Origin of the sequence: Methanocella conradii HZ254 (genome assembly GCF_000251105.1) — an archaeon.
Lineage (GTDB): Archaea > Halobacteriota > Methanocellia > Methanocellales > Methanocellaceae > Methanocella > Methanocella conradii.
Genome location: NC_017034.1, coordinates 2312628 through 2336121 on the forward strand (window position 1 = coordinate 2312628; position 23494 = coordinate 2336121).

General features: G+C 52.0%; 29 protein-coding genes and 1 pseudogene. 16 read left to right on the forward strand and 14 right to left on the reverse strand.

Features of this window, described 5'->3' with window-relative positions; genetic code table 11:
- Positions 1 to 78: 78 nt before the first annotated feature.
- Both MTC_RS13680 and MTC_RS13685 read right to left on the reverse strand, forming a co-directional pair.
- Positions 79 to 474, reverse strand: coding sequence for a zinc ribbon domain-containing protein (locus MTC_RS13680; protein ID WP_014406995.1), 396 nt, complete (start codon positions 472 to 474; stop codon positions 79 to 81).
- Complete coding sequence (locus MTC_RS13685) at positions 471 to 872, reverse strand: hypothetical protein (RefSeq protein WP_237705920.1); 402 nt, start codon at positions 870 to 872, stop codon at positions 471 to 473. The genes MTC_RS13680 and MTC_RS13685 overlap by 4 nt, the downstream gene beginning before the upstream one ends.
- Positions 873 to 944: 72 nt before the next feature.
- Between MTC_RS13685 and MTC_RS12160 the strand changes: the two genes are divergently transcribed.
- A complete protein-coding gene (locus MTC_RS12160; protein ID WP_014406997.1) occupies positions 945 to 1709 on the forward strand; it encodes a TatD family hydrolase in 765 nt (254 codons plus the stop codon).
- Here MTC_RS12160 and MTC_RS12165 read toward each other — a convergent pair.
- The 7 genes from MTC_RS12165 to hypB form a co-directional block, all read right to left on the reverse strand.
- Positions 1706 to 2284 carry a hemerythrin domain-containing protein gene (locus MTC_RS12165; RefSeq protein WP_014406998.1) on the reverse strand — a complete coding sequence of 193 codons (579 nt, stop codon included), beginning with the start codon at positions 2282 to 2284 and terminating at the stop codon, positions 1706 to 1708. The two genes, MTC_RS12160 and MTC_RS12165, sit on opposite strands and share 4 nt — an antisense overlap.
- A gap of 174 nt (positions 2285 to 2458) precedes the next feature.
- Positions 2459 to 3247 carry a universal stress protein gene (locus MTC_RS12170; protein WP_014406999.1) on the reverse strand — a complete coding sequence of 263 codons (789 nt, stop codon included), beginning with the start codon at positions 3245 to 3247 and terminating at the stop codon, positions 2459 to 2461.
- Positions 3248 to 3261: 14 nt separating this feature from the next.
- Positions 3262 to 3813, reverse strand: coding sequence for a potassium-transporting ATPase subunit KdpC (gene kdpC, locus MTC_RS12175; protein ID WP_014407000.1), 552 nt, complete (start codon positions 3811 to 3813; stop codon positions 3262 to 3264).
- Positions 3810 to 5840 carry a potassium-transporting ATPase subunit KdpB gene (kdpB, locus tag MTC_RS12180; RefSeq protein ID WP_014407001.1) on the reverse strand — a complete coding sequence of 677 codons (2031 nt, stop codon included), beginning with the start codon at positions 5838 to 5840 and terminating at the stop codon, positions 3810 to 3812. Before kdpB ends, kdpC begins: the two co-directional genes overlap by 4 nt.
- A gap of 4 nt (positions 5841 to 5844) precedes the next feature.
- The gene (kdpA, locus tag MTC_RS12185) at positions 5845 to 7494 is read right to left on the reverse strand and encodes a potassium-transporting ATPase subunit KdpA (protein WP_014407002.1); all 1650 of its coding nucleotides are present in this window, start codon (positions 7492 to 7494) and stop codon (positions 5845 to 5847) included.
- Positions 7495 to 7506: 12 nt separating this feature from the next.
- Positions 7507 to 7593, reverse strand: a complete 87-nt coding sequence (gene kdpF / locus MTC_RS13870; protein WP_081476833.1) for a K(+)-transporting ATPase subunit F — start codon at positions 7591 to 7593, stop codon at positions 7507 to 7509.
- A 460-nt stretch (positions 7594 to 8053) separates the two neighbouring features.
- Complete coding sequence (gene hypB, locus MTC_RS12190; protein WP_014407004.1) at positions 8054 to 8704, reverse strand: hydrogenase nickel incorporation protein HypB; 651 nt, start codon at positions 8702 to 8704, stop codon at positions 8054 to 8056.
- Positions 8705 to 8949: 245 nt separating this feature from the next.
- Here hypB and MTC_RS12195 point away from each other — a divergent pair, with 245 nt between their 5' ends.
- Genes MTC_RS12195 through MTC_RS12210 form a run of 4 tightly spaced genes read left to right on the forward strand, consistent with a single transcriptional unit; the run spans position 8950 to position 12287 of the window.
- Entirely contained in the window at positions 8950 to 9666 is a 717-nt protein-coding gene (locus tag MTC_RS12195; RefSeq protein WP_014407005.1) for a helix-turn-helix domain-containing protein, read from the forward strand.
- Entirely contained in the window at positions 9663 to 10706 is a 1044-nt protein-coding gene (locus MTC_RS12200; protein ID WP_014407006.1) for a hydroxymethylglutaryl-CoA synthase, read from the forward strand. The genes MTC_RS12195 and MTC_RS12200 overlap by 4 nt, the downstream gene beginning before the upstream one ends.
- Positions 10707 to 10717: 11 nt before the next feature.
- Complete coding sequence (locus tag MTC_RS12205; RefSeq protein ID WP_014407007.1) at positions 10718 to 11896, forward strand: thiolase domain-containing protein; 1179 nt, start codon at positions 10718 to 10720, stop codon at positions 11894 to 11896.
- Position 11897: 1 nt separating this feature from the next.
- The gene (locus MTC_RS12210) at positions 11898 to 12287 is read left to right on the forward strand and encodes a Zn-ribbon domain-containing OB-fold protein (protein ID WP_014407008.1); all 390 of its coding nucleotides are present in this window, start codon (positions 11898 to 11900) and stop codon (positions 12285 to 12287) included.
- On the opposite strand, the gene MTC_RS12215 is transcribed toward MTC_RS12210, so the two are convergent.
- The gene (locus MTC_RS12215; protein ID WP_014407009.1) at positions 12288 to 12650 is read right to left on the reverse strand and encodes an OB-fold nucleic acid binding domain-containing protein; all 363 of its coding nucleotides are present in this window, start codon (positions 12648 to 12650) and stop codon (positions 12288 to 12290) included.
- A gap of 119 nt (positions 12651 to 12769) precedes the next feature.
- On the opposite strand from MTC_RS12215, the gene MTC_RS12220 reads away from it, so the two are divergent.
- From MTC_RS12220 to MTC_RS13215, 6 genes are all read left to right on the forward strand, one after another.
- Entirely contained in the window at positions 12770 to 13213 is a 444-nt protein-coding gene (locus MTC_RS12220; RefSeq protein WP_014407010.1) for a flavodoxin domain-containing protein, read from the forward strand.
- Positions 13206 to 13766: a S26 family signal peptidase gene (locus tag MTC_RS12225; protein WP_014407011.1), complete on the forward strand. Its 561-nt coding sequence runs from the start codon at positions 13206 to 13208 to the stop codon at positions 13764 to 13766. Before MTC_RS12220 ends, MTC_RS12225 begins: the two co-directional genes overlap by 8 nt.
- A gap of 77 nt (positions 13767 to 13843) precedes the next feature.
- Complete coding sequence (locus MTC_RS13885; RefSeq protein WP_052322812.1) at positions 13844 to 14173, forward strand: hypothetical protein; 330 nt, start codon at positions 13844 to 13846, stop codon at positions 14171 to 14173.
- A gap of 35 nt (positions 14174 to 14208) precedes the next feature.
- Positions 14209 to 14625, forward strand: a complete 417-nt coding sequence (locus MTC_RS12725) for a helix-turn-helix transcriptional regulator (RefSeq protein ID WP_081476834.1) — start codon at positions 14209 to 14211, stop codon at positions 14623 to 14625.
- 235 nt (positions 14626 to 14860) lie between these two features.
- Complete coding sequence (locus MTC_RS12235) at positions 14861 to 15376, forward strand: hypothetical protein (RefSeq protein ID WP_014407012.1); 516 nt, start codon at positions 14861 to 14863, stop codon at positions 15374 to 15376.
- Positions 15377 to 15984: 608 nt separating this feature from the next.
- Complete coding sequence (locus tag MTC_RS13215) at positions 15985 to 16746, forward strand: hypothetical protein (RefSeq protein ID WP_143767157.1); 762 nt, start codon at positions 15985 to 15987, stop codon at positions 16744 to 16746.
- 442 nt (positions 16747 to 17188) lie between these two features.
- Here MTC_RS13215 and MTC_RS13220 read toward each other — a convergent pair whose 3' ends face one another.
- Complete coding sequence (locus tag MTC_RS13220; RefSeq protein ID WP_014407013.1) at positions 17189 to 17722, reverse strand: hypothetical protein; 534 nt, start codon at positions 17720 to 17722, stop codon at positions 17189 to 17191.
- A gap of 125 nt (positions 17723 to 17847) precedes the next feature.
- On the opposite strand from MTC_RS13220, the gene MTC_RS12255 reads away from it, so the two are divergent.
- A complete protein-coding gene (locus MTC_RS12255; protein ID WP_014407014.1) occupies positions 17848 to 18375 on the forward strand; it encodes a hypothetical protein in 528 nt (175 codons plus the stop codon).
- Positions 18376 to 18378: 3 nt separating this feature from the next.
- Here MTC_RS12255 and MTC_RS12260 read toward each other — a convergent pair whose 3' ends face one another.
- Positions 18379 to 19116 (reverse strand): V4R domain-containing protein, encoded by a 738-nt coding sequence (locus MTC_RS12260; protein WP_014407015.1) that lies wholly within the window; start codon positions 19114 to 19116, stop codon positions 18379 to 18381.
- A gap of 170 nt (positions 19117 to 19286) precedes the next feature.
- Between MTC_RS12260 and hcp the strand changes: the two genes are divergently transcribed.
- Positions 19287 to 20915 (forward strand): hydroxylamine reductase, encoded by a 1629-nt coding sequence (hcp, locus tag MTC_RS12265; protein WP_048189684.1) that lies wholly within the window; start codon positions 19287 to 19289, stop codon positions 20913 to 20915.
- A gap of 29 nt (positions 20916 to 20944) precedes the next feature.
- On the opposite strand, the gene MTC_RS12730 is transcribed toward hcp, so the two are convergent.
- On the reverse strand, positions 20945 to 21469 hold the full coding sequence (locus MTC_RS12730; protein ID WP_158308526.1) for a protease inhibitor I42 family protein: 525 nt from the start codon (positions 21467 to 21469) through the stop codon (positions 20945 to 20947).
- Positions 21470 to 21651: 182 nt separating this feature from the next.
- Here MTC_RS12730 and MTC_RS12275 point away from each other — a divergent pair, with 182 nt between their 5' ends.
- Both MTC_RS12275 and MTC_RS12950 read left to right on the forward strand, forming a co-directional pair.
- Positions 21652 to 21876 carry a heavy-metal-associated domain-containing protein gene (locus tag MTC_RS12275; protein WP_014407018.1) on the forward strand — a complete coding sequence of 75 codons (225 nt, stop codon included), beginning with the start codon at positions 21652 to 21654 and terminating at the stop codon, positions 21874 to 21876.
- Between the two features lie 5 nt (positions 21877 to 21881).
- Positions 21882 to 22026 (forward strand): annotated as a pseudogene (locus MTC_RS12950) (rubredoxin).
- Here the strand turns inward: MTC_RS12950 and MTC_RS12280 are convergent.
- A complete protein-coding gene (locus MTC_RS12280) occupies positions 22019 to 22780 on the reverse strand; it encodes a 4Fe-4S binding protein (RefSeq protein WP_014407019.1) in 762 nt (253 codons plus the stop codon). The pseudogene MTC_RS12950 and the gene MTC_RS12280 overlap by 8 nt on opposite strands.
- A gap of 115 nt (positions 22781 to 22895) precedes the next feature.
- Here MTC_RS12280 and MTC_RS12285 point away from each other — a divergent pair, with 115 nt between their 5' ends.
- The gene (locus MTC_RS12285) at positions 22896 to 23429 is read left to right on the forward strand and encodes a ferredoxin domain-containing protein (protein WP_014407020.1); all 534 of its coding nucleotides are present in this window, start codon (positions 22896 to 22898) and stop codon (positions 23427 to 23429) included.
- Positions 23430 to 23494: the final 65 nt, after the last annotated feature.

Consider the following 23494-nt stretch of genomic DNA (forward strand, 5'->3'; position numbering starts at 1 on the left):
CGTGACATCCTCCCGCCAATTTATTGGCGGGCATCCTATATTATGCGCTCGCGCGGCTTTTCATATTCATCCGCACTTTCAGCCTGTCATCTCTCTTGCCGCTGTGTTGTACGCTGCGTTGAGGTCGGCGTCCAGCTTAGCGCCGCAGGAGTGGCACAGGAGCCACCCTTCATAGAACTTCCTCGCGACCAGCCTGCTCCCGCAGCAGTGGCACGTGTTCGACGTGTTCCTCTCGTCGAGAAGCGTTGTGGGTAGTCCGCGCTCAGCCCTTTTGAGAACAATATAGCTGCGCTGTCTACCGTAGCTCCACTTTCCTATTCTCTTTCGGAGCGCTGGCCTACCATTCCCACGATACTGCGCCTGCTTGAATCGGGTGTTCCCAACAGCTATTGTGTAGCCGTTCTTCCTTATAATCTCGAAGTCGCTTATCTCGGCTCCTTCTAGCTGTTTGAGGTGCCAATAAGAAGGGTTCAAGGCACATCCATAGTGTTGCCCTTCACGATAGTGCCAGTATGCATCCACAACAAGAAGGAGGAGTTCTCGCTTTTCTCTATCCTGCCCGTGCGATAGTCCAGACGACACGATACTTTATGGCGGAACGATAGTGTGGACGGCTCGCTCTTTTCTAGCCGCTTCAGCCGTTTCTCCAGCTTCTCCCGCTCGTCGTCTCCACAGCTGGCGAGTTCTTCTATAAGCCTGTCGTACCTGTACTGCCACTCGTCATGCTTGTCCTCGTAGCTCCGCCACATCCAGAGCACCTTGTCGATGCACTGGTCCACATAGCCGGTGGATAAGCCGCACTTCTCCACGATGCCATTATCCTTGACCAGCCTCCGCAACGTCTTCCGGTCGAGCCTCCTCTCGGTGGTCACGAGTTCGTTGATTAAAAGTGAAAAGTTAAGGCTTAAAAAAATTAAAGTCATTAGCAGGCGACATGCTATACGATGATCGATACCCATGCCCATGTTGACACCAGGCCCTATGAGGATTTTGAGGAGATGGCGCTGGCCGGCGTAACCGACGTGCTGACGCTCGCCCACGATCCTATGAGGATGAGCTCGAGCGTGGTCTTTAAAGACCACTTCGAAAGGCTTTTCTGGGAGAGGGAGCGGGTTGAGAAGAATGGCATCAGGCTTCACGTCTGTTTGGGATTGCACCCAAGGGTCAGGCCTGACGACCCTGAGCACTGCCTTGAGCTGCTTGAGTCGTACCTTCAGCGTAAGGATAGGAGGGTAGTTGCGCTGGGCGAGACGGGCCTGGAGACGGGCAGCCCCTTCGAAGCCAACCTGCTCGAACGACAGCTCGAGCTCGCCATCAAGTATCGCCTGCCCATCATAATACACACCCCTCGCTCCAGTAAGGCAGCTATCACGAGGCAGGCCCTGGAAATGCTATCCACATATTCCATCGACAGGAAACGGGTCGTGGTAGACCATGCCGACGGTGGCACGGTAAAGTCCATCCTGGACAGGGGCTACAACGCGGGCCTCACTATACAGCCTTCAAAGCTTACGCCCTCGCAGGCTGCAGAAATCGTAAGACAGTACGATGCCACAATGCTGGTGCTCAACACTGACGCCTCGTCAAACCCCACGGATGTTTTAGGCGTGCCCCGAACGGTTCACCTACTAAAGCTAAACAAAGCCGGCGACGATAGGATAAGGCTGGTGAGCGAGGAGAACGCAAAAAGAATATTCGGGCTCGGCTAATGGCGCGGCTGCACATGCCATCGCTCCTCCAGGCTGGATACCACCATCCGGTACTCGTCGTGAAACAGCCTGCTGTCAAACTCGTGAAACGTCTGCAGCATGTCCCTTCTCTCGGCGTCGGAAAAGTAGTCCATGGCCGGCAAGAAAAAGTGCTCCTCCTCTTTTTCCACATGCCTGGGATAGAACTCGACTATGCTATTGATGCTGGAAATGATGTCCGCCGTGGCTTCGGGCTTGCCCTGGATGTAGCTTTCATTGGCCCTGGCCAGGTCGTTGGTGAGATTCCTGATGAAAACGTGCTCCTCCATGAGGTCATCCATCATTTTTTTGAGGCCGGGCGAGACTGGCTTTTCAGAAAGCCTGACGAACAGGACCCTTTCCTCCTTGCCATGATGGCAGATATCCGCGTATTCCTTTATGAAGCTCGCCGCCGAGCCGATGAAATCCGGGTCTGCACGGCCATATGCGCCTATCCTGTCCAGCTCGACCCTCATCAGGCTGAGCATGCGCTCGATGAGCCTGTGCTCGGCCATAAGCGCCCCGGCTGGCAGCATGCCCCGCTGTACTTGAGCCATAAGTTGCCATGAGGGCTACATTTTTATATCGTTTTTTGAATTTTTTACCATATGTTTCCGTTCAGCGGCCCGTTCGGCGCCGGCCCACTGAGCTTCAACGCCTTCAACTTCTGGGCGACGCGGTTCGGGTGCGGGCTATGGCCCTTCTGCTGGCGAGCCCTTTTATTTTTAATTTTAACCCACGGTCTTTACCATGAGCACCGGGCATGGGGCTTCCCTGACTAGCCGATCAGCGGTGGAGCCTAATAAAAACTGGTAATAATAAGGCCGCTCGGTGGCGCCGATCATCATCAGGTCGTAGCCTTTCCCGGCCTCTTCCAGAACCATGTCGGCGGGCGAACCCTTCATAAATATTTTCTGGGCTTTCACGCCTTTTTTCTTTATGTCATCTAGCAAGGGGTCAAGCACCTTGTCAGCGTCTGACTTTTTGGGGCCTACGTACATGATGGTGATCTCGCCTTTACTTCTGGCCGCGAGCGCCTCGGCCATCCTCACGGCTCTTAAGGCGTTCTTGTATCCCGACGTGGGCACCAGTATCCTGCCATACTTGACAGGCTCCTCCTCGATGTACCGGAACACGACGGTCTCGACGGCGGCCCGCCGGACTACCTCGTCGATCTTGCTCCCAAATATGCTATCCCTGCGCTTGCCATAGGTCGAGCTCGCGAAAAAGATGAGGTCGTACTTCGCCTCGGCCGCCTCCTTGAGTATGCCCTGCACGACGGAGGGGGCGTTCTTGACCAGGTAATTGATCTCCAGGCCTCTTTCGATGGACAGGACATGCGCCTCGGACACGATTTTCATCGCCCGCCGCCATTCCATGGCCGATATGGGAAGCCTGTCCGACGTGATGACGTAAAGCAGCGTTATCCTGCCGTCCGGGCTCAAGAAATTATTGAGGAAATCGACTATGACCTTCATGTTCGAGTCTTTAGATATCGGGATAAGGATATTGCTATACATATGAACTTATGGCTTTACTTGCTTATTCTTTCCAGGGCGAGGTTTAGCTCCAGTACGTTCACCCTGGGCTCTCCCCATAGCCCGAGTAGCCTCCCCCGCGTATGCATTTGTACCAGGCTCCTTACGGTATCCTCGCCCAGGCCGCTCTCCGCCGCCACGCGCGGTACCTGCATCATGGCATTTTCAACCGAAATGTCGGGGTCGAGGCCCGACCCCGATCCCAGCACGGCATCCCCGGGGACCGATGATACGCCATGAAGGGTCCTCGACTCGACTTTACTCAGTAGCGCCGGGTTACTAGGCCCAAGGTTGGATGCGCCGGAGCCTAAGGCATCATAGCCGACGGCGGAAGGCCTGGAATGGAAGCATCCCGGCCCCGTGAAGTTTTGCCCGATGAGGGCTGAGCCGACCACATTGCCATCATGGGTCAAGGGGCTTCCTCCGGCCTGCCACGGGAACGCTGCTCCGGCTACAAGCGTGATTGCAAGCGGATAAAGGACTCCGCATGCCAGCACCGCTAGAGCCGCCAGCGAAACGCTTGGATATATCAGTTTTAGGTAGTTCAAACTCTCACCATCCAGCTTATTAACATGTCGATGAGCTTTATGCCTATGAACGAGCTCAGAAAGCCCCCGAACCCATAGACGAGCAGATTCCTCTTAAGCATCGACGACGCACCTATGGAGCGGTATTTAACGCCGTTCATGGCCACAGGTATTAAAAGAGGAATCACGAGGGCGTTGAAGAGCAGCGCCGACATGACCGCGTTCTTAGGTGAAGAAAGCCCCATGATGTTTAGCGCTGCGAGCGCGGGGAATGTGGGCGAGAAGATGGCGGGCAAGATGGCGAAGTACTTGGCCACGTCGTTGGTGACGCTAAACGTGGTAAGCGCTCCCCTCGTTATTAAAAGCTGCTTGCCTATGGTTACTACCTCGATGAGCTTCGTTGGGTCTGAGTCCAGGTCGACCATGTTGGCCGCATCCTTCGCCGCCGAGGTCCCGTTGTTCATGGCCAGGCCCACGTCTGCCTGCGCCAGCGCCGGGGCGTCGTTCGTGCCGTCGCCGGTCATCGCGACCAGCAGCCCCAGGCTCTGCTCCTTTTTTATTATGGAGAGCTTATCTTCCGGGACGGCGTTTGCGATGTACTCGTCCACGCCCGTATCATTCGCAATAGCAGCCGCCGTGAGCCTGTTATCCCCAGTGCACATGACAGTCTTGATGCCCATGCGCTTCAGCTCGCCTATCCTGTCTCTTATGCCGGGCTTAACGAGGTCCTTGAGCACGACAAGCCCGATGGCCCTGTCATTCACGGCCACAGCCAGCGGCGTCGTCCCGCTTCTCGAAATGTCATCCGCCTTTAACCGCAGGGCGGCAGGGACCTCCTTTACGCGCTTAGCCACGGCATCGAGAGAGCCCTTAATATAAGAAGTGCCGTCCTTCGCGATGAGTCCACTCACCCGCGTCTCGGACGTGAACAATATGGGCTTACAGCCTTCGAGGAGCGCCATCTCACGCTTATGCCCCAGCTTTTCGCCGAGCATGATGATGGACCTGCCCTCTGGCGTCTCATCCATGAGGGAGGCGTTCATCGACGCCCTCACGACATCGTCCATACTTTCCCCCGGAGCAGGTATGAACTCGCTCGCATAGCGGTTACCAATGGTGAGCGTGCCGGTCTTGTCCAGGATGAGCACGTCCACATCCCCGGCCGCCTCTACGGCCCTCCCCGACTTGGCGACCACGTTGACCATGGTGACCCGGTTGACGCCAGCGATGCCTATGGCCGGCAGAAGGCCGCCGATGGTAGTGGGCATGAGGCAAACGAATAGCGCGATGAGCACGCCCATGTCCAGGGAAATGCCATAATACAGGGCGCCGGGCACCATGGCCACTACGACCACCAGGAGCACGATTGTAAGCGAGACGAGCAAGACCGTAAGCGCCACCTCGTTGGGCGTCTTTTGCCTTTCCGCGCCCTCGACCAGCCTTATGATGCGGTCGAGGAACGTCTTGCCAGGCTCCGACGTGATCTTGACCTCAGCCTTCCCCGACAACACTTTAGTCCCGCCTAAAACGGAGGAGCGATCCCCGCCGCTCTCCCTGAGCACTGGCTCAGATTCGCCGGTCATCATCGACTCGTCCAATAATAAAGAGCCTTGCACTATGTTTCCATCGCTGGGCACCAGGTCGCCGGCTTTAAGCAAGACAACATCCCCCAGCTTTAGCATGGTGCTGTTCACTTCGATGACGGCGCCTCCCGGGCCGATGACTCTTGCCATGATCTCCTTCTTCATCCTGCGCAGGCTCTCAGCCTGGGCCTTGCCCTGTGCCTCGGCCAGCGCCTCCGAGAAGAACGAGAACCATATCGTGAGGAGCAACAGGATGGCGATTGCGGAGTAGTCCGCCCGGCCTAGCATCTTACCCTCTGTTGAGAACTCTGATGGGAAAAGGGCTATGAGCGCCGAGACGATGAAGCATAGGTACAGTATGAAGACCACCGGGCTCCTGGCTACGTGCATCGGGTCGAACTTCGACAGGGAGAAGCAGAGCGCGTTCACGAGCAGTTTCGGAGATAGCCAGGAATGGTTTGCCATCATATCACCTCAAAGCGAAGATTTCGGCCAGCGGCCCGAGCGACAGGGCTGGCAGGAACGTGATAGCGCCTACTATGATGATGATGCCCAGCAGGAAGGCTGCAAACGTCAGGTTGTCCGTCGGGAGCGTGCCCGGGGTGGCCTCTATCGGCCTCTTGCCGGATAGCGACCCTGCCACAGCCAGCGCCGCCACAAGGGGCACATACCTGCCCAGGAGCATGACCAGCCCTGATAAGACGTTGAAATAAAGAGTTGTATTCTTGAGGCCGGCCATGCCAGAGCCGTTGTTTGCCGAGGCGGACAGGAATTCGTACATGATCTCGGCAAAGCCACGCGCCCCTGGATTTAGCGTTATGTTGTGCGCAGTGCTGATGAGCGCCGTCAAAGCGGTGGGCGTGAGCACTAAGATGGGGTGCACGATGATTATAAGGGCTATGAGCTTCATTTCTGCGGGCTCGACCTTCTTGCCTAGAAACTCGGGCGTCCTCCCCACCATCAGGCCGGCGATGAAGACCGATAGCAGGACATAGATGAGCATTATGTCGAGCCCCGCCCCGATGCCCCCGGGGACGCATTGTGCCATCATGCCGAACATGGCGCCCACCACCGCCCAGGGCATCATGGAGGTGATCGAGCAGGAGGCGGCGCCGCACTGGACATACGTACACGTCGCTAGGTAAAAAGCGCTCTCGTATGCCGAGAACCTCGCCTCCTTACCCTCAAGGTATCCGGATGCCTGCTGGACGGCCGCCGGAAGATAGGGGTTCGAGGACTCGCCGTACATCATGATGAGCGACATGGGCACGAATATGGCCAGCATGACAGCCATGAGCAGCAATCCCTGCCTTCTGTTGCCTATCATTATGCCGAACGTATAGGGCAACGCCAGCGGTATGAGAAGCGTGAAGAAAAGCTCCAGAACGTTGGTCAAAGGAGAAGGGTTTTCATAAGGGTGGGCCGAATTAGCGCCATAGTAGCCGCCGCCGTTCGTCCCGATCATCTTTATGGCCTCCAGGGACGCGACCGGCCCGAGTGGGATGGATTGCACGGCCCCCGTGACGGCCTTTACCTCCAGCGTGCCGCCAAATGACTGGGGGACGCCGCACGCCGCCAGGATGAGCGCAAATATAACGGATAGCGGGAGAAGCACCCTTACGAGGCCACGCTCTGCATCCTTGAAAAAATTCCCCACTTTACCGTCGGCGGCCTTTAGCCCCCTGATGACGGCGAAGGCCGAGGCGAGACCCGTGGCCGCCGAGAAGAACATGAGCGCCGTGATGACGAGCGCCTGTCCAAGAGGGCTGAAAGTGTCGCCTGCATAGTGCTGCTGGTCCGTGTTCGTCGTAAACGAGGAGGCCGTGTGGAACGCCAGGTCTGGCGTCATGCCCAGCGCGCACAGCACGGCGAATGAAAAAGCCCAGAGGATGGCATTTGTTAGGATCATGGAGATGGCATACTCTTTCCAGTCCATGTCGTAGCCATCGATGCCCCCTAAAGCCCAGGAGATTGCACGCTCCACAGGATCAAGCGCCCTGTCTAAGCAGGTTGGCTTCCCGGAAAATGCCGATGCGAGGTACCCGCCCATCGGCACCGCGCACGCCACCGAGAGGGCCACGATTGCCATGGCCTGGAGGGCGCCAAATAGAAATTCCATGCGTGTCACCGCTCAAAATTTTTCTGGGCGGAGAAGGGCGTAGAAGAGGTAGATGAACGCCGCTATGACAGCTATTATCACTATGACTTCTCCAATCATCTCGCTGCACCCTAATTAAAGCTCATGAATTTTTATTGATATAAATTGTATATAAGTTATGTCCCAACATTAATAGCTAATATAAAAAAAATTACGGTATGGGGCAATAAAAAATAAAGCCCTTTAGGGCCATCAACCGATACGACTTACTTCTTCTTGGGGGCGGCCTTCTTTGCCTTCTCGGCTTCCTTAGGCTTGGCACTTGTGCCACATCCACATCCTGCCAAAATGCTCACCTCTAAAACTAAATAAGCCTCATCATACAAATACCTGACCATTATACAGTTTAATAGCATACGCTATTATGGCCAAACCTGTCCTTTTTAAGGAGCCCATGAAAAATTTACTTCTTCTTGGCCACTTCCTTCTTAGCCTTGCCCTTCTCCGCAGCCTTCTTAGACTTGGTGCCGCATGGCATATGGCTCACCTCATCAAGTATAGGGCATCGCAGTACAAATACTTAGTTCTCGAGCAGGAGGTCGGCAAGCTCCTCTACGCCCACTCCCTTCTTCAGGTTGGTCTTTAGTATTTTTATATTCGAGTTGTGTCGCCTCATGTCGCGCTCCATTCTCTCGATGCTTGCCCCTACCGCCTCCGCCAGATCCACCTTGTTGATGATGCCTATCTCGCATTCACGGAATATCGCCGGATGCTTGTTGACCACGTCATCCCCTTCTGTGACGCTCACGATGACGACTCTCTTATGGCTTCCCACGGGGAAATCTGTTGGACAGACCATGTTGCCCACGTTTTCGATGAAAAGAAAGTCGATGTCGTCCAGCGGCAGCCTGTGAAGCGCATTATGCACCATGTGGGCGTCAAGGTGGCACTCGGTGCCGGTGTTAAGGTTCTGCGTGGGTATGTTGAGCGCGTGGATGCGCTGGTAGTCGTCATCTCCATAGCAATCCCCTACGATGGCCCCTACCTTTACCCCCCTCTTCTGTAGCAGTGGAGTCAACTTTTCGATGAGCATGGTCTTGCCCGATCCCACCGCCCCCAAGATATCCACCGCCCTGACGCCGTGCTCGTCCAGGTGCTGGCGGTTCTCCTCCGCCTCCCTGCGGTTTGCCTCTGTGACGTTCGCCCCGACGTTTACTTCGACCTTGTGCAAAATCTCACCTTATCCTAGCATACTTCATGGTGGTGTGATAAATATTTGTCGTCGCGTATTGTGTCGGGCATGACTGAAGAGGGGGCTTCGCTTCACTCTCCCCCCTTTAGCCTCAAAATAAAAGAACCATCTGACCGACTATCATTTTTTGTGACAAGTCATTGTTTTTTATCACCAATTTTTTCGACAATCGTCGAAGCCGACTACTAAAAAATTTATATACGAGTATAGCATTCTAAGCGCTGATGCAGAGCAACATCGTCGACCTGAGGGCAAGGCTCGCCGAGAAGATGGCGGGAGAGATCACGCTCTCGGCTAATCCGGGAGAGACGATAAAGAAGTGGCGCAAGAGCTTCGAGGTTTCTCAGATAGATTTGGCAAACGCCATCGGGGTATCGCCTTCTGTCATAAGCGACTACGAGAGCGGCCGGAGAAAGTCCCCCGGGACGACGATAATAAGCAAGATCGTGGAGGCCATGCTCGACATCGACGAGAAGGCCGGCTCCCATAAGATAAGGGCCTACGAAAGCATGCTCTCGTATGCAAACTCGAACGTTATTCTGGATATGCACGAGTACCGCTCGCCCGTACACCTCACGAAGTTCGCCAGGCTGATAGGCGCCGAGCTGGTCTCTGGCAGCATGGAGCGGTCCATCAACGGCTACACCATTATCGATAGCATAAACGCCATTTTACAGCTATCCTCGGAGGAGTTTTACAGGCTCTACGGGTGGAGCACGGAAAGGGCGCTCATTTTCTGCAACGTGAGCACCGGCCGCTCGCCAATGGTGGCGCTCAGGGTCTCGACCCTCAAGCCCGCTGCGGTGGTATTGCATGGCCTGGAGGCCTCCAGGATCGACCCCATCGCGAGGAAAATAGCGGAGGTGGAGACCTTCCCGCTCATGGCCTCCCGGATGGACATAGACACGATGATAAGCACACTAAAGGGATTGAAAGAATGACGCTAGGGATCAGTTCATATGGAGCGTACGTTCCACGGTATCGCATAAAGGTGGAAGAGATCGCCAAGGTGTGGGGAGATGATGCCGAGGATTTAAAGAGTGGCCTGATGGTATCCGAGAAGTCTGTGCCCGACATGGATGAGGATACCGTGACCATAGCCGTCGAGGCGGCGAGAAACGCCGTGGCAAGGGGCGCTGACCCCGCTAAGATTGGCGCCATCTACGTAGGCTCGGAGAGCCACCCGTACGCCGTGAAGCCTACTGCCACTATAGTGGCGGCAGCTATAGGCGCCAGCCCGAAGATGACTGCTGCGGACTTCGAGTTCGCCTGCAAGGCGGGCACAGCGGCCATACAGGCCTGCATGGGAGTCGTCTCGGCCGGCCTTGCCGAGACGGCCATGGCCATTGGCGCCGACACGTCCCAGGGCGCCCCGGGCGACGCTCTGGAGTACACTGCAGCGGCCGGGGGCGCGGCTTTCGTTATCAGCAAGTCAAACCTTATAGCGGTGATAAACCACACCTGCTCGTTTACGACTGACACCCCCGACTTCTGGAGGAGAGAGGGGGCGGACTATCCCAGGCATGGCGGCAGGTTCACCGGCGAGCCGGGCTACTTTAAGCACGTGCTCTCCGCCTCGAGGATGCTGCTCGAAAAAGCGGGCACGAAGCCTTCCGATTATGACTATGCGGTGTTCCACCAGCCGAACGGGAAGTTCCCCACCAGGGCGGCGCAGACGCTTGGCTTTACCAGGGAGCAGATTAAGCAAGGCCTGACCTGTCCCAAAATGGGCAACACTTACTCGGGTGCCAGCCTTATAGGCCTCTCAGCCGTGCTTGACGTGGCGAAGCCCGGGGACAGGATATTCGTCACCTCGTTCGGCTCGGGGGCTGGAAGCGACTCGTTCGACATCACCGTTACTGAGCGTATTACAGAGGTGCAGGGCCTGGCTCCGAAGACCTGGGACTACATAAGGGATGCGAAGTACGTCGACTACGCCACCTATGCGAAGCATAAGGGCAAGATAAACGTGGACCATTAAGGGGTGAGCTTATGAGAGATGTTGCTATCATTGGTGCCGGGTGCACCAGGTTCGGCGAGATGTGGGAACGGTCGTTCAGGGATATCGTGGTGGAGGCCGGCGCGCAGGCCCTCGAGGACGCGAAGCTGAACGGCGAGGAGATAGAGGCGATGTACATCGGCAACATGAGCGGCGGCCAGTTCATCAACCAGGAGCACATAGGCTCTTTGATAGCCGATTTCGCCGGCCTCGCCTCGACTTTCCACATACCCGCCACACGAGTTGAGGCTGCGTGCGCCTCGGGCGGCCTGGCCCTGAGGAGCGCGATAATGGCGGTGGCGTCGGGGTATCACGACATAGTCGTCGCAGCAGGCGTGGAGAAGATGACAGACGTGGAGACCGGCGTCACTGTGGACGCTCTTGCGTCCGCCGCTGACCGCGAGTGGGAGGGCTTCATGGGCGCGACCTTCCCTGCGCTGTACGCCATGGTCGCAAGGCTTCACATGCACAGGTATGGCACGACCAGGGAACAGCTTGCCCAGGTGGCAGTCAAGAACCACCACAATGCGGTAAATAACCCAAGGGCGCAGTTCAGGAACGAGATAACCATTGACACGGTCATTAACGCGTCTATGGTCGCCGATCCTTTCACGCTGTTCGACTGCTCGCCCATCACGGATGGCGCAGCAGCGGTGGTATTGGCCCCTGCAGAGGTGGCGAGGAAGTACACGGACTCGCCGATTTACGTTCTGGGGTCGGGCCATGCGACGGATACCATATCGCTGCACAACAGGCGCGACATCTGTACTTTTGACGCCACGGTTGAGGCGGGTAAGAGGGCGTATAAGATGGCGCACATGACTCCTGAGGACATCGACCTGGTGGAGGTTCACGACTGCTTTACGATTGCCGAGATACTGGCAATAGAGGATTTAGGGTTCTTTAAGAAAGGCCAGGGCGGCCCCGCGACGCTTAACGGCGATACGGCGCTGGGCGGGAAGATACCCGTGAACACATCTGGTGGGCTGAAGGCTTGCGGGCACCCCGTGGGCGCTACGGGCATCAAGCAGGCCGTGGAGTGCGTCGAGCAGCTCAGAGGCGTTGCTGGCAAGAGGCAGGTCAAAGGCGCTAAGGTTGCCATGACCCACAACGTGGGCGGCACCGGCGGCACCGCCGTCTGCCACATATTCTCGAACGAGAGGAGGAGATGAGATGAGCGTTCCGAGGTTCTGGAGAGAGATACCGGCCAGGTATAACCTGATAGGCACGAGGTGCGAGACCTGTGGCAACTATTACTTCCCGCCGAGGCGGTTTTGCCCGGAATGCAGACGGCAGGGGAGAATGGTTGACTACCAGTTTAAGGGCACTGGCGAGGTCGTGACCTACTCGATAGTGCATACGCCGGGCGACTCGTGGATTGGCGGCAAGCCGTACGTCCTCGCCATAGTGAGGCTGGATGAGGGGCCTTGCCTGACCACGCAGGTCATCTGTGACCCGTCTGAGATAAGGATTGGCATGCGGGTCAAGAAGGTCTTCCGTAAGATTAGCGAGGATGGGGATAAGGGCATGATCCACTACGGCACGAAGTTCGTGCCCGCCTGACTAGGATTTTTTCTTTATTTTTTCTGCCAGGATCTCTTTTTGTCCCTTGTATATTTGAACGATGCCCGTTGCTTCTATCTCATTTCCATGTTCCACCTGGCTTGCCGCCTGGAACGCATCGCTCGCCGCCGGCACGAATACCGTGAGGGGGCCGCAATCGGTTTTTATGGTGAGCATTATGTGTCCGCCCCTGTATGTCATTTCTTTTGCGAGGAGCAGCCCCGACGCCGTGACCCGGTCCCCCTCCCGTGATGACCAGGTATATGGCGTGGAGGCGGTTGAAAGCAGGTATAGAGCGCCCACGGCGAGCAGCGCGCACGCCAGTACTATCAAGGCCGCCAGCTCTTCGTATTTTAATCGCATGCTCAACGATTGGCTTTATACTAGATAATTATTTTCATAAATATGAAAATAATATCCAGGGGCACAAAGCTATATCTTTATAAGCGTTATTATAATTAGTGATGCATTGAGGTCATCGTATGGCTGACGTAGTTATAATTTATGACTCGAGGACCGGTAACACCGAGAAGGCTGCCCGCGAGGTCCTGGCGGGAGTGATGGAGAGCGGGGCAAGCGTGGACATCAAGAAGGTCGACGAGGCCACCGTGGATGACGTGAGGAGGGCTAAAGGCATCATCCTGGGCTCCCCAAATATTAACGATAACTATTCGGCGAAGATGAGGAGCTTCGTGGAGACGAAGCTCGTTCAGGCCAAGCCTCACGAAAAGGTCGGTGCCGCCTTCGGCACCTATAAGTGGAACATGGATAACCTTAAGAGGCTTGAGAATGACCTGCGGTGGAAGGGCGTTCGCCTCGTGGCAGAGGGCATAAACGTCCACAGACATGGCGATGGCGAGGTGGCAAAAAAGCTTCGGGAGCTTGGCCGTAAGGTTGGGGAGGAGGCCAGGAAGCGTAGTGCTTAAACCTCGCGAGCTTATTAAGCTGTTCACGGCGAAGCATCCGGTTATCTATGATAACGTTAGGGATGTCGCATTTTCGCTCGCCATCGTGGCGGCGATAATGCTTATCCTGTATGCCTATGCGGGTACTTGGCCCCCGATGGTAAGCGTCATCGGAGTCAGCATGCACCCGAACATGGAAGACGGCGACCTCGTCTTCATTCAGGGGCTGGCTCGAGGCGCAATACAGACGTATAGTAATTCGACCAGTACGGGGTACAGGTCATTTAATGATTATGGCGATGTCATAGTCTATAGGCCGTATGGCGACCCGTCAAGCGAGTGGGTCATCCATAGGGCTGTCCGGTGGGTCGAGCGGGGCCAGGTCATGTATACCGATAGCCTTGGAGACCATGTAGCGCCAGCATCAGGGTATATCACGCTGGGCGATAACAATGATGGGATATATGACCAGAAAACGCCCATATGCTATGACCAGCCGGTCAGGGAAGAATGGATACTGGGCGTAGCCAGGCTCAAATTGCCCTATCTGGGGTACTTAAGGCACATAATTTAGAGAGGTTCAGTTCGGCGAACTGGAGAGAAATTTTATATACTTTGTATTTCGTAACTACCTTTTGCATGGTATAGCTTATGAGAAATAACAGCTTACTCATCTTCTTATTATCATCCAGAAAAAGAAGCGGAACGCTGTTTTTATTATTGAATAGACCGATGAGATTAAGCGAGCTAAAAAACCATTTTGATGTAAAATCCCCTGAGATCATACCGCGCCTAAAGGAACTGGAAAGTAAAAATCTAATATATAAAAAAGATGACAAATATCATTTAACGTCGTTTGGGATGGTAATCGCTAAAAAGGTAAAACCTTTTATAGATACCTTTAACGTGATAGACTCGAACGAAATTTTTTTTTTGAACATGACCTCGATTCGCTCCCTAGCGAATTATTGGAAAGAATAGATGAATTAGGAAAATGTAATACTATCAAAAATGACATGGTTGATGTCCTAAAAACCCATAGAGTATTATTTGATAACATTTCAAGTTCAAAGTCGATTAGAGGTATATCGCCAATATTCGATTCATCTTACCCTCAATTTTTCACGTCAATGGCGCAGATAAAAACGCCTGTCTCGCTTATAATAACAGAGCCAATCCTTGAAATAATTAAAAAGGATTATTCGAAGGAGCTGCGAGCGTTTTTAAGCCTCGAAAATGCCAGGCTATATACCATAAAAGAGGCTAGAATCGCTTTTATCGTTACTGATGCTTTTACGACTTTTTCACTTTATAAAAGAAATGGAGAATTCGATTTTACGACCAGCCTGATTAGCTTCGAGCCATCGGCCATAAAATGGGGAGAAGACTTATTCGAATACTATCAGAAAATGGCAGTAGAAGTTAAACAATAAAAAAGGAAAGTTGAGGCTCAATTTTTAAGCTAACTCAACGAATTATACCAAGGGACTAAATTATACTACCAGTATAATTTATATTGCTATACTAATAAATACTAAAAGAATAATTGCTTCTTTTGCAAGCGTTTTGGATACGGCCTGAGCGCAGCCTCCTCGATAAGAGCATTTTGTTGCTCAAGGACAAAAGGTATGCCGTATCCTTCGAAAGAAAGAATCAAGGTGGTAATTGATGATAAAGAACAATATAAAAACTGCCATTGTTATATTATTGATGCTACTTGCATGGACGGCTTACCCGGCGATTGCGTCGAATGCTGCAAACAAGCCGGCAACGGACCTCATATCGACCACTGGTTACGAAGAATTACATAAAGACAACGATTTGTCGCTTACGGGAATAAGTGCAAATGGTGTACAAGGCCTAGAACCTGCGATGGTTACGGTGAATTTACCTGGCTATGGCAATGTGACAGTAAGAAAAGACATGGTCATAAAAGATAGGGATAATATAACGATTGTAGCAAACAAGGATAGTAAAGAAAAAGGATTGATTACGCCTTTGATTGAAAAGTTACCCGTCGTTGACTCAGTTACGATTGACACGCCATATGGACCCTTGCAGGTACCAGCTGAGACCCTGAAGAGGGAGGGAAAAGAAAAAATTTTAAAAGATCAAACTGAAATCATGGCGCAGCAGAGCGCATCTATTCACAATAATTTTGAAGTTAGGAATAGGTTAGTTTGAAGTTAGGAATAGGTTAGACGTTACGAAAATATCCTCGGGCTACGATTTAAATAAAGATAACAGACAGGTAAACGGACAGGAAAGTAAATTTATTACAGTCTCGTCTGCTACGATCAGCTCGCCGGTTACCCAACAGTCAACCAGTAGCCTTACACAAGAAAGAGCCTGGTTTTTTAGAAGAGATAGAAATCAGCATCCAGATCTATTATATGGTATGATAGACCCTAATACTATTTATAATGCCGGGCAAACCTTCACGAGTTACCATGAGCGAGAGATATATTTAAATAATCATGATGGCGGCGATGTTATTGAAATAATATCCGACCAGCGCCCTTCTGGGCAAAAAGCAGTCTGGGTCGCACTTTATGATAATTGGACGTGGTTACAAAATATTACAATGCCAAGTTTTAGCAATGTATATGCCCCCGTAGAATATTATATCATTTTAAATGCATACGACCACAGTTACCAGGTTTGGCTGAGAGACACCGGGAACTGGGATGTGGAGTTACAATAGTTATCTCGACAGCACTTACAGCACATATATATCCCATTATACAGGGTCAACGGAACTATATTATGATACATATAGCAATTGGTTCCACATGTATACGAACATAAAAGATACTTCGACAAGGGTAGGATCAAATTTTTATTCGCCCAATCAGATTTTTTACTTTAATGGATTTGATTCCGATCAACCATACGTCGAAGTAAACGCTTACACAGATGGTAATAACTACATTTATACAGAACATAAATCGGAATATCCGAATCCAGGAGATTTAATAACGAGCCAGAGCGGTTATCTCTCTGGTTCAGGGATGTCGAGTACCTATTCTGTTTCGGGTTATTCTAGCGTTACAGTCGTCATGACTGGCAACGAGAACGCGGATTTTGATCTATACGCTAGATGGGGTTCTCCACCTACGACAAGCAACTATGATGCGAGAGGAACATCCATTAATTCTTTAGAATATTTCGTGACGAGCGGTTCGGGAACGCTGTATATAATGGTTTATTCTTATAACGGCAGTGGTAACTGGAAAAGTTGGGTGATTTCTGGTACGCCAAACGTCGATAGCGGCGTGAAAACTGGCACCCTTTCCGGTACAGGTAGCACAGTGACATATAGCGTTACAGGGTTCAGGAAAGGATATGCGTTTAACTCAGGTCCAGACGGTAATGATTTTGACCTATATACTAAATGGAATTCGCAACCAACTACTAGTAACTATGATGCTGTCGGATATTCAGGTAATGCACAAGAGATTGCAGGCCCAGCTTCTGGTTCAGGTACGCTATATTTCATGGTTCTTTCTTATTCCGGAAGTGGTGAGTATGCAATGGATGAGCTGATATTCTAGCGTAGAGATAAGTAAAATTTCTTAAAAATTATATCTTATTTTTTGTGTTCTTTAATATATAATATCAATAATTCAGTCGACATTCCACACGTAAATATTTAGGTTTTTGATTTATTGATAATTCACATAACTGGCTATATGTTTGTCATTTATAAATAATTTAATAATTCATTGTTATATTGATCAATTATTGCATTATCATATGGAGGATGGAAGTAATTGATTATCGATTCTATTGAAACATGCTGGTTTTAAGTTAAAATACCATGAGGATAATTGTTAAAGACGTGACCACTCGTATTGCAAACAATTTGTAACCAGCAATAATCGATTATGATCTGATCCAATGGATATAATCGGCATACATCGACCAATCTGTATTGGTGAATAAAAAAATCTAAAAATTACCTGCGTAATGTCGAGTTACTGAGAATTTTTTTTTTCAGGGCGGAGCTGTCGCCGATGGCTCAAAAGCGACAAAAATATCATAGCCTGAAATATCGGCTTTATCGTATTTTATGTATATCTCAAAGGACTCCACGCTTTTGCTCTTTGTAAAAATAGTTATAAATGGAGCTCCGGGCATATTTGTATTATTAATATTAATGACAGATCCAACCTTCTGGCCACTTGCGTTATAAATTTCCGCAGTCAGGCCTATGTAAATATCCGTATTGTAATCATTTCTTATCGTTCCATTAAGTATGACGCATGCATCTCCTTTTTTAGCTAAATAGGTCCCAGGGGGGCCCATAACATCTTTTTCATAGTTACCATATCGTACATAAGAATCAATCAAATACATTCTAGTCTTCTCCCCCCCTCTAAGGTTAAGGTACGTTCCATTTTTTAGTGTAGGGTATTTTTGTTGTATATAATCGGGTGAAGTAGCGCTCTGCTGTATATAATACGCACATATTACTATGATAACTACTAATACAATTGTTAAAGTGATAAACAACATCTTTTTATTCATAAAATTATTTGTTAATGTAATTAAAGATATAACTATCGATATGAGACTTCAAAGCGTGAATTGGGAGTAGTAAAATACATAAAGGATTAAAAGTTATATTATTTTTTAAGAGAGGAAGTAAAAGTATGGAAAAGAACGTATACTCAACACTTGTTAGGGTGCTAGTCGCCGGCATTATTGGGGCGGCCATAATCTCTGCGGGGTTTTATCTCATCTTGAGCGTGTTTGAGGTGCAGCGCCAGGGGCTTATCCAGCAATTCGGGGGACAATACGATATGGGTCCGGGGGCGTTGCTTTATGGGTTACTGGTTATTTTATTGTTTATCGCTGGGGCGATCATCTCAGGTTTTGTTGCGGACTTTCTCGCTAAGAGGCCGGATGCCGCTGGCAAGACGGGCCTCGTCTCAAGCATAGCGTACTCGGCTCCTGCGGGCTTCGTAGCGGGGATCCTGGTATGGCTCGCCTATAGCCTGCTCTCGCCGCTGGTCCTGGGCGATACTGCCCTTATGGCCTCCGCATTATCGCGGCTTTCGAGTACTCTGGCATTTTTTATGGTGGTCTCCCTGGTGCTTGCTCTCATCTCGATGCTAGGAGGCTTTGCCAGCGAGCTGATATCCCCTATCTTTCGAGGAAAGCGCAGGGCTGAGACATAAAAATTATTTGAATATTTTTATTATGAACTTGCAGTGGTGGAAGCCCGTACCATAGCACTCGGTCTCCTCGACGGAGCACTTAACCTTTAATTTTTCCTCGATTATCGCTTCTAGGATGCCCTCATCCAGGGAGCACTGGGTGCGCCCTATGTTGGGCATAGTGCTGCAATCGAAGCAGTCGTCTACGATGATGGTGGGCACGTCGCTTTTTAATATCATTACCTTACCGAGGCCCTGGGCCTCCCAGAACTCCGAGACTTCCTTTAAGAGAGCGTCAGCCGTACGGGCCTTAAAGAAGGGCGCAAGAGTTTTCCCGACGTCTCGGCCAATCTTCTTCATGGCCGGGCTAGTATCGACCCCATAGGACTCCATGCCGGAGCGTACCAGGTGAAATAAGGACTTTAAAAAGCCGTACTTGTCGCCAACCGTGCCCGGGATGGATTGTAAGATTTTCTCGTAATGGGTGGCCACGGGCACCTTAGAGCTTACCAGAAGGTCCGTGTTCAGCCCGAAGTACTTCTTGCGCCGGTCCCTGGCATCGACTCTCTTATACACAAGCCCCATGCTCAAAAGGTCATTGAGGTGGACCGACATGGTCGACCTGGCCTTTTCGCACACCTCGATGAGCTCCTCAAAGGTAAGCTCACGCTCCGAAAGCTTCTGTAATATCTTATTCTTTATGGGGCTCTCGATGGCTATCATGCCCTTTTTAGTTGAGTAGATCTCGACTTGCCCGCGCATTAGCACAATATCCCGCACTAGAGGTATAAATAAGTTCGCATTTTACGAACTGTTCGTTTATTGCGAACTAAGCTATATGTTAGCTGTTGTTAAGTGACCAGCATATATTTATAATCAGTACGCATATATACGAACATAATATGTGAGGTAATGTGATGACGACAAACAGGATGTTTTGCTACCAATGCGAACAGACGGCGAACGGGAAGGGCTGCACGAAGGCCGGGGTATGCGGGAAGGACGCAAACGTGGCCGCACTCCAGGACTTGCTCATTTACGCCCTGAGAGGACTGTCAGAGGTGGCCGTAGAGGGCCGCAGGCTCGGCATAGTAGACGATGGCGTAAATGCCTTTACGATAAGGGCGCTCTTCACGACGGGCACCAACGTAAACTTCGATGCGGGCAGGTTCCCGGAGCTAATCAACAGGTGCGTCGAGCTACGGGAGAGGCTAAAGGAAAAGGTGAAAGCTGCTGGAGGCAAGGCCGAGTATGGCGATGGCCCGGCCACATACCAGCCGGCGAAGGGCATCGATGGACTCATCGAGCAGGGGACGAAGGTCGGCCTGCTATCCGATACGTCTTTAAACCCCGACGTGAGGTCGCTCCAGCACATCACGCTTTTCGGAATAAAGGGGGTGGCGGCATACGCTGACCATGCCCGGACGCTTGGCCATGAGGACGATAATGTTTACGCCTTCATACATGAAGGCCTCGCTGCCATGCAGGATAAAGGCCTCGGCCTGAACGACTGGATAGGCCTCGCCATGAAGTGTGGAGAAATAAATATAAGGGTCATGGAGCTCCTCGACGCCGGGAATACTACCACTTATGGCCACTCCGTGCCCACAAAAGTCCCTCTGGGGGCGAAGAAGGGCAAGGCCATACTGGTATCGGGCCACGACCTGAAGGATTTAGAGGAGTTGCTAAAGCAGACGGAGGGGAAAGGCATTTATGTCTACACGCATGGCGAGATGCTTCCAGCCCACGGGTACCCTGGCCTTAAGAAGTATAAGCACTTCTACGGGCACTACGGGACCGCGTGGCAGAACCAGACGAAAGAGTTCCCTGCCTTTCCAGGCCCCATCCTCATGACGACGAACTGTATACAGAGGCCAAGGGAGTCGTACCGGAATAGCATATTCACGACAGGGCCGGTAGGATGGCCTGGAGTTACTCATATTGAGGGCTATGATTTCGGGCCGGTCATCCAGAAAGCCCTTGAGATGCCTGGCTTTGACCGTGACGTCGAGGGCAAGTCGGTCATGGTCGGGTTCGCAAGGAACGCCGTCCTTGGAGTTGCTCCCACCATCATTGAAGCGGTGAAAGCCGGAAAGGTCAGGCGGTTCTTCCTGGTGGCCGGCTGCGACGGGGCAAAACCGGGGCGTAACTACTACTCCGAGTTCGTGGAGAAGGTGCCTAAGGACTGCATAGTGCTGACCCTCGCCTGCGGCAAGTTCAGGTTCTTCGACAAGGAGCTTGGCGATATTGGCGGCATTCCACGCTTGCTTGACGTTGGGCAGTGTAACGACGCCTACTCGGCAGTGAAGATAGCGATGGCTCTAGCTGACGCGTTCAAGGTGGGGGTTAACGACCTGCCCCTCTCGATGGTCCTCTCCTGGTACGAGCAAAAAGCGGTCGCAATACTCCTCTCGCTGCTCTACCTGGGAGTCAGGGACATCCGCCTCGGCCCGAGCATGCCCGCCTTCATCTCGCCCGCTGTCCTCGACTACCTGGCCAAGAAGTTTAACATAATGCCCATAACCACGCCCGACCAGGACCTGAAGGCAATACTTGGATAAAATACGTGGGGGCTTTTGAGCCCCCACTTTTACTGGCCTAAGAATCGGGGGAGATGACCGAACAGGTCGCTCATGTTAAGCAGCATTGAAAAGTTCCTGGGCATGAGGCCAAAAATGGGCCCGAACGATGGGAAGGTAAAGTTAGAGGGCACCGCGGGCTCCCCGATGACCTTAACGGTCATCTCAAAGCGCCTCTCGCTGCCCGTTAACGGCTCCCGTGGCCGCTTATAGACTCCGGATATTTTATACGTGCCCATCCTGACCGCCATTATAGTCCATTCGTGATGGCCGCCGCTGCCGATTAAGCCCGTAGCGTTCGGCGTATACCTGTCGCCCACAACCTGCAGGCCGCTCCCCACGGTGAGGTTCCACGAATACCCTGTCGTGGGATTCTCGTCGAGCCTTACCCTGAACGTGTCTCCCGCCCTCATCGTTATAGTCTTGCCATTATCGCTTGCCGAGTAAACGCTTTGCGCTGCCGCCAGGCCGCTGCACAGAAGTAATATCAAAAGCATTGCTGGCAAGACGTATCGAATGTCCACTACCCTCTTCATAATTAAACAAAACTCCTGCAAATAGTAATACCTTAATGCCAATAACTCGGGAAAATATGGGTTTTTATGGCCATTTATATCCTGGCTCATTGAAAAAGCATCATTTTTAGCCCCGTTAGCTACGGTTTTGGCCGTAGTCATGAGAATAAGCTATATTGGCTGTTGGCCCTATATCATCATTTATGGCTGAGAAGAAAGTCACGCTTATAATTGAGGGCATGCATTGTAGCCATTGTGCTTCAGCGATCGCGGAGGCCCTTAAAAGGCTTAAAGGCGTTAAGGGCGCGGACGTGCTTTTTACCACGGGCAAGGCAAAGGTATCCTATGACCCCGACCTGGTTAAGGTTGATGATATGGCTAAAGCCATAGAAAGCCTGGGCTATGAGGTAAAAGGCATAAGGGAGTAGTCTGTATGGATAAGCGGGTATGCATGCTTTGTGGCTATATATAACCCCGACGGCGGCGTACCGCCAGGGACGGCTTTTGAGGATTTGCCGGCAGGCTGGGTCTGCCCGGTGTGTGGGGCCTCCAAGGACTCCTTCGAGAAGGCTAAATGACCTGCCATCTTGTGGCGAAATCGATGGCGTTGTGCCTGCACGCCTTGAGGCACCTGGCGCACCAGTAGCATTCGGACATGGCGCTGCCTCTATAGGGCTGGCATGTGGGGCACTTTTTCACGCATGCTCCGCAGTCTATACATTTTTCGTTTCGATTTAGCCTGAAGAGGCTCAGCCTGGAGGAGAGGCTCATCAAGAGCCCGAAGGGGCAGAGCAGGGTGCACCAGGGGCGGTATATGAAAAGGGAGGAAGCTACAATGGCTATCAGGGCCAGGAGCTTGAAGGTGAATAGCCAGGATGAGACAAGGCTAAATGGGTTAAAGTGGGCTAAGGATGCGAGGCCCACTCCGCCTGCCATAAATGCTAGGAAAAATGTGGCCCTTACCTTTTCGGATAGCTTTACATCTATGTGAATTTGCCTTTTAATGGCCTTTGAGGCCAGCTCCTGCGCAGCGCCGATGGGGCAGATATAGCCACAGAATAGCCGTCCAACTATGAGAGAGGAGGCCAGTATCAATACAACCTTGAATGCCTGCTGCGGGTTGATGCCCCCATTTATGATGCCATAAAGCACCTGGTGGAGGTAAATCGTGGTATCAAGGAAGCCCCACTGCAGGAATCCGGCCACAGCCAGAGAGGCGACGAGGACGAGCGTAGCTATGCGTCCGCTCATCTTCTTCATATAGAACAATATGGCCACGATCGCCATCGTGGCCAGCATGTAAAGCGGCCCGACAATCAATGGTAATGCCACGATTTATCCGTATACTGGAATTGCCTTATAAAAATTGTGTAACTTCAATAAGGTGAATTGAGGTAATCGTAACCATTAATGGTATGACGTACTATAGTAGAGCAGAGGAAAGCTGATGATAGCTAAGGGCAAGGACATGGAGCAGAGGGCCATCGAGGAGGTGGCGGCGCTCATGTGCGCTGCGGCCAGGACGGCCCCGAAGGCTAAGGGCGTTGATAACCTGGTGACACTTGTAGTTACTGGCGCAGATAAGGACAGGCTGGCCAGGGAAATGAGGAGGGTTGCGGAGGAGCATAATATAGGCTTTTTCGTCAGGGATGCGGACTGCGTGGATAAGTCGCAGGCCGTCGTCCTGCTTGGCCAGCGCCCACTGCCCGCATACGTCCCGCAGTGCGGCTATTGCGGGTTTGCGGACTGTACTGAAAATATCAAAAACACGGGAGTCTGCGCCATTAGCATGGGCGACTTGGGCATTGCCGCCTGCTCCGCCGCCGCTGTTGCGGCTCTCCACCACATAGATAACCGCATCATGTTCTCCATAGGCAGGGCGGCGCTAAACCTGAAACTATTCGAGGATGACCAGGTCAAGGAGGCCTACGGGATACCGCTGAGCGTATCGGGCAAGAGCCCATTCTTCGACAGGAAATAATATATTATTTATTATTCGTTTAGCAGGTTTATCCATTTTGTTCCTTTCTGCTTGTAGCTAACCGC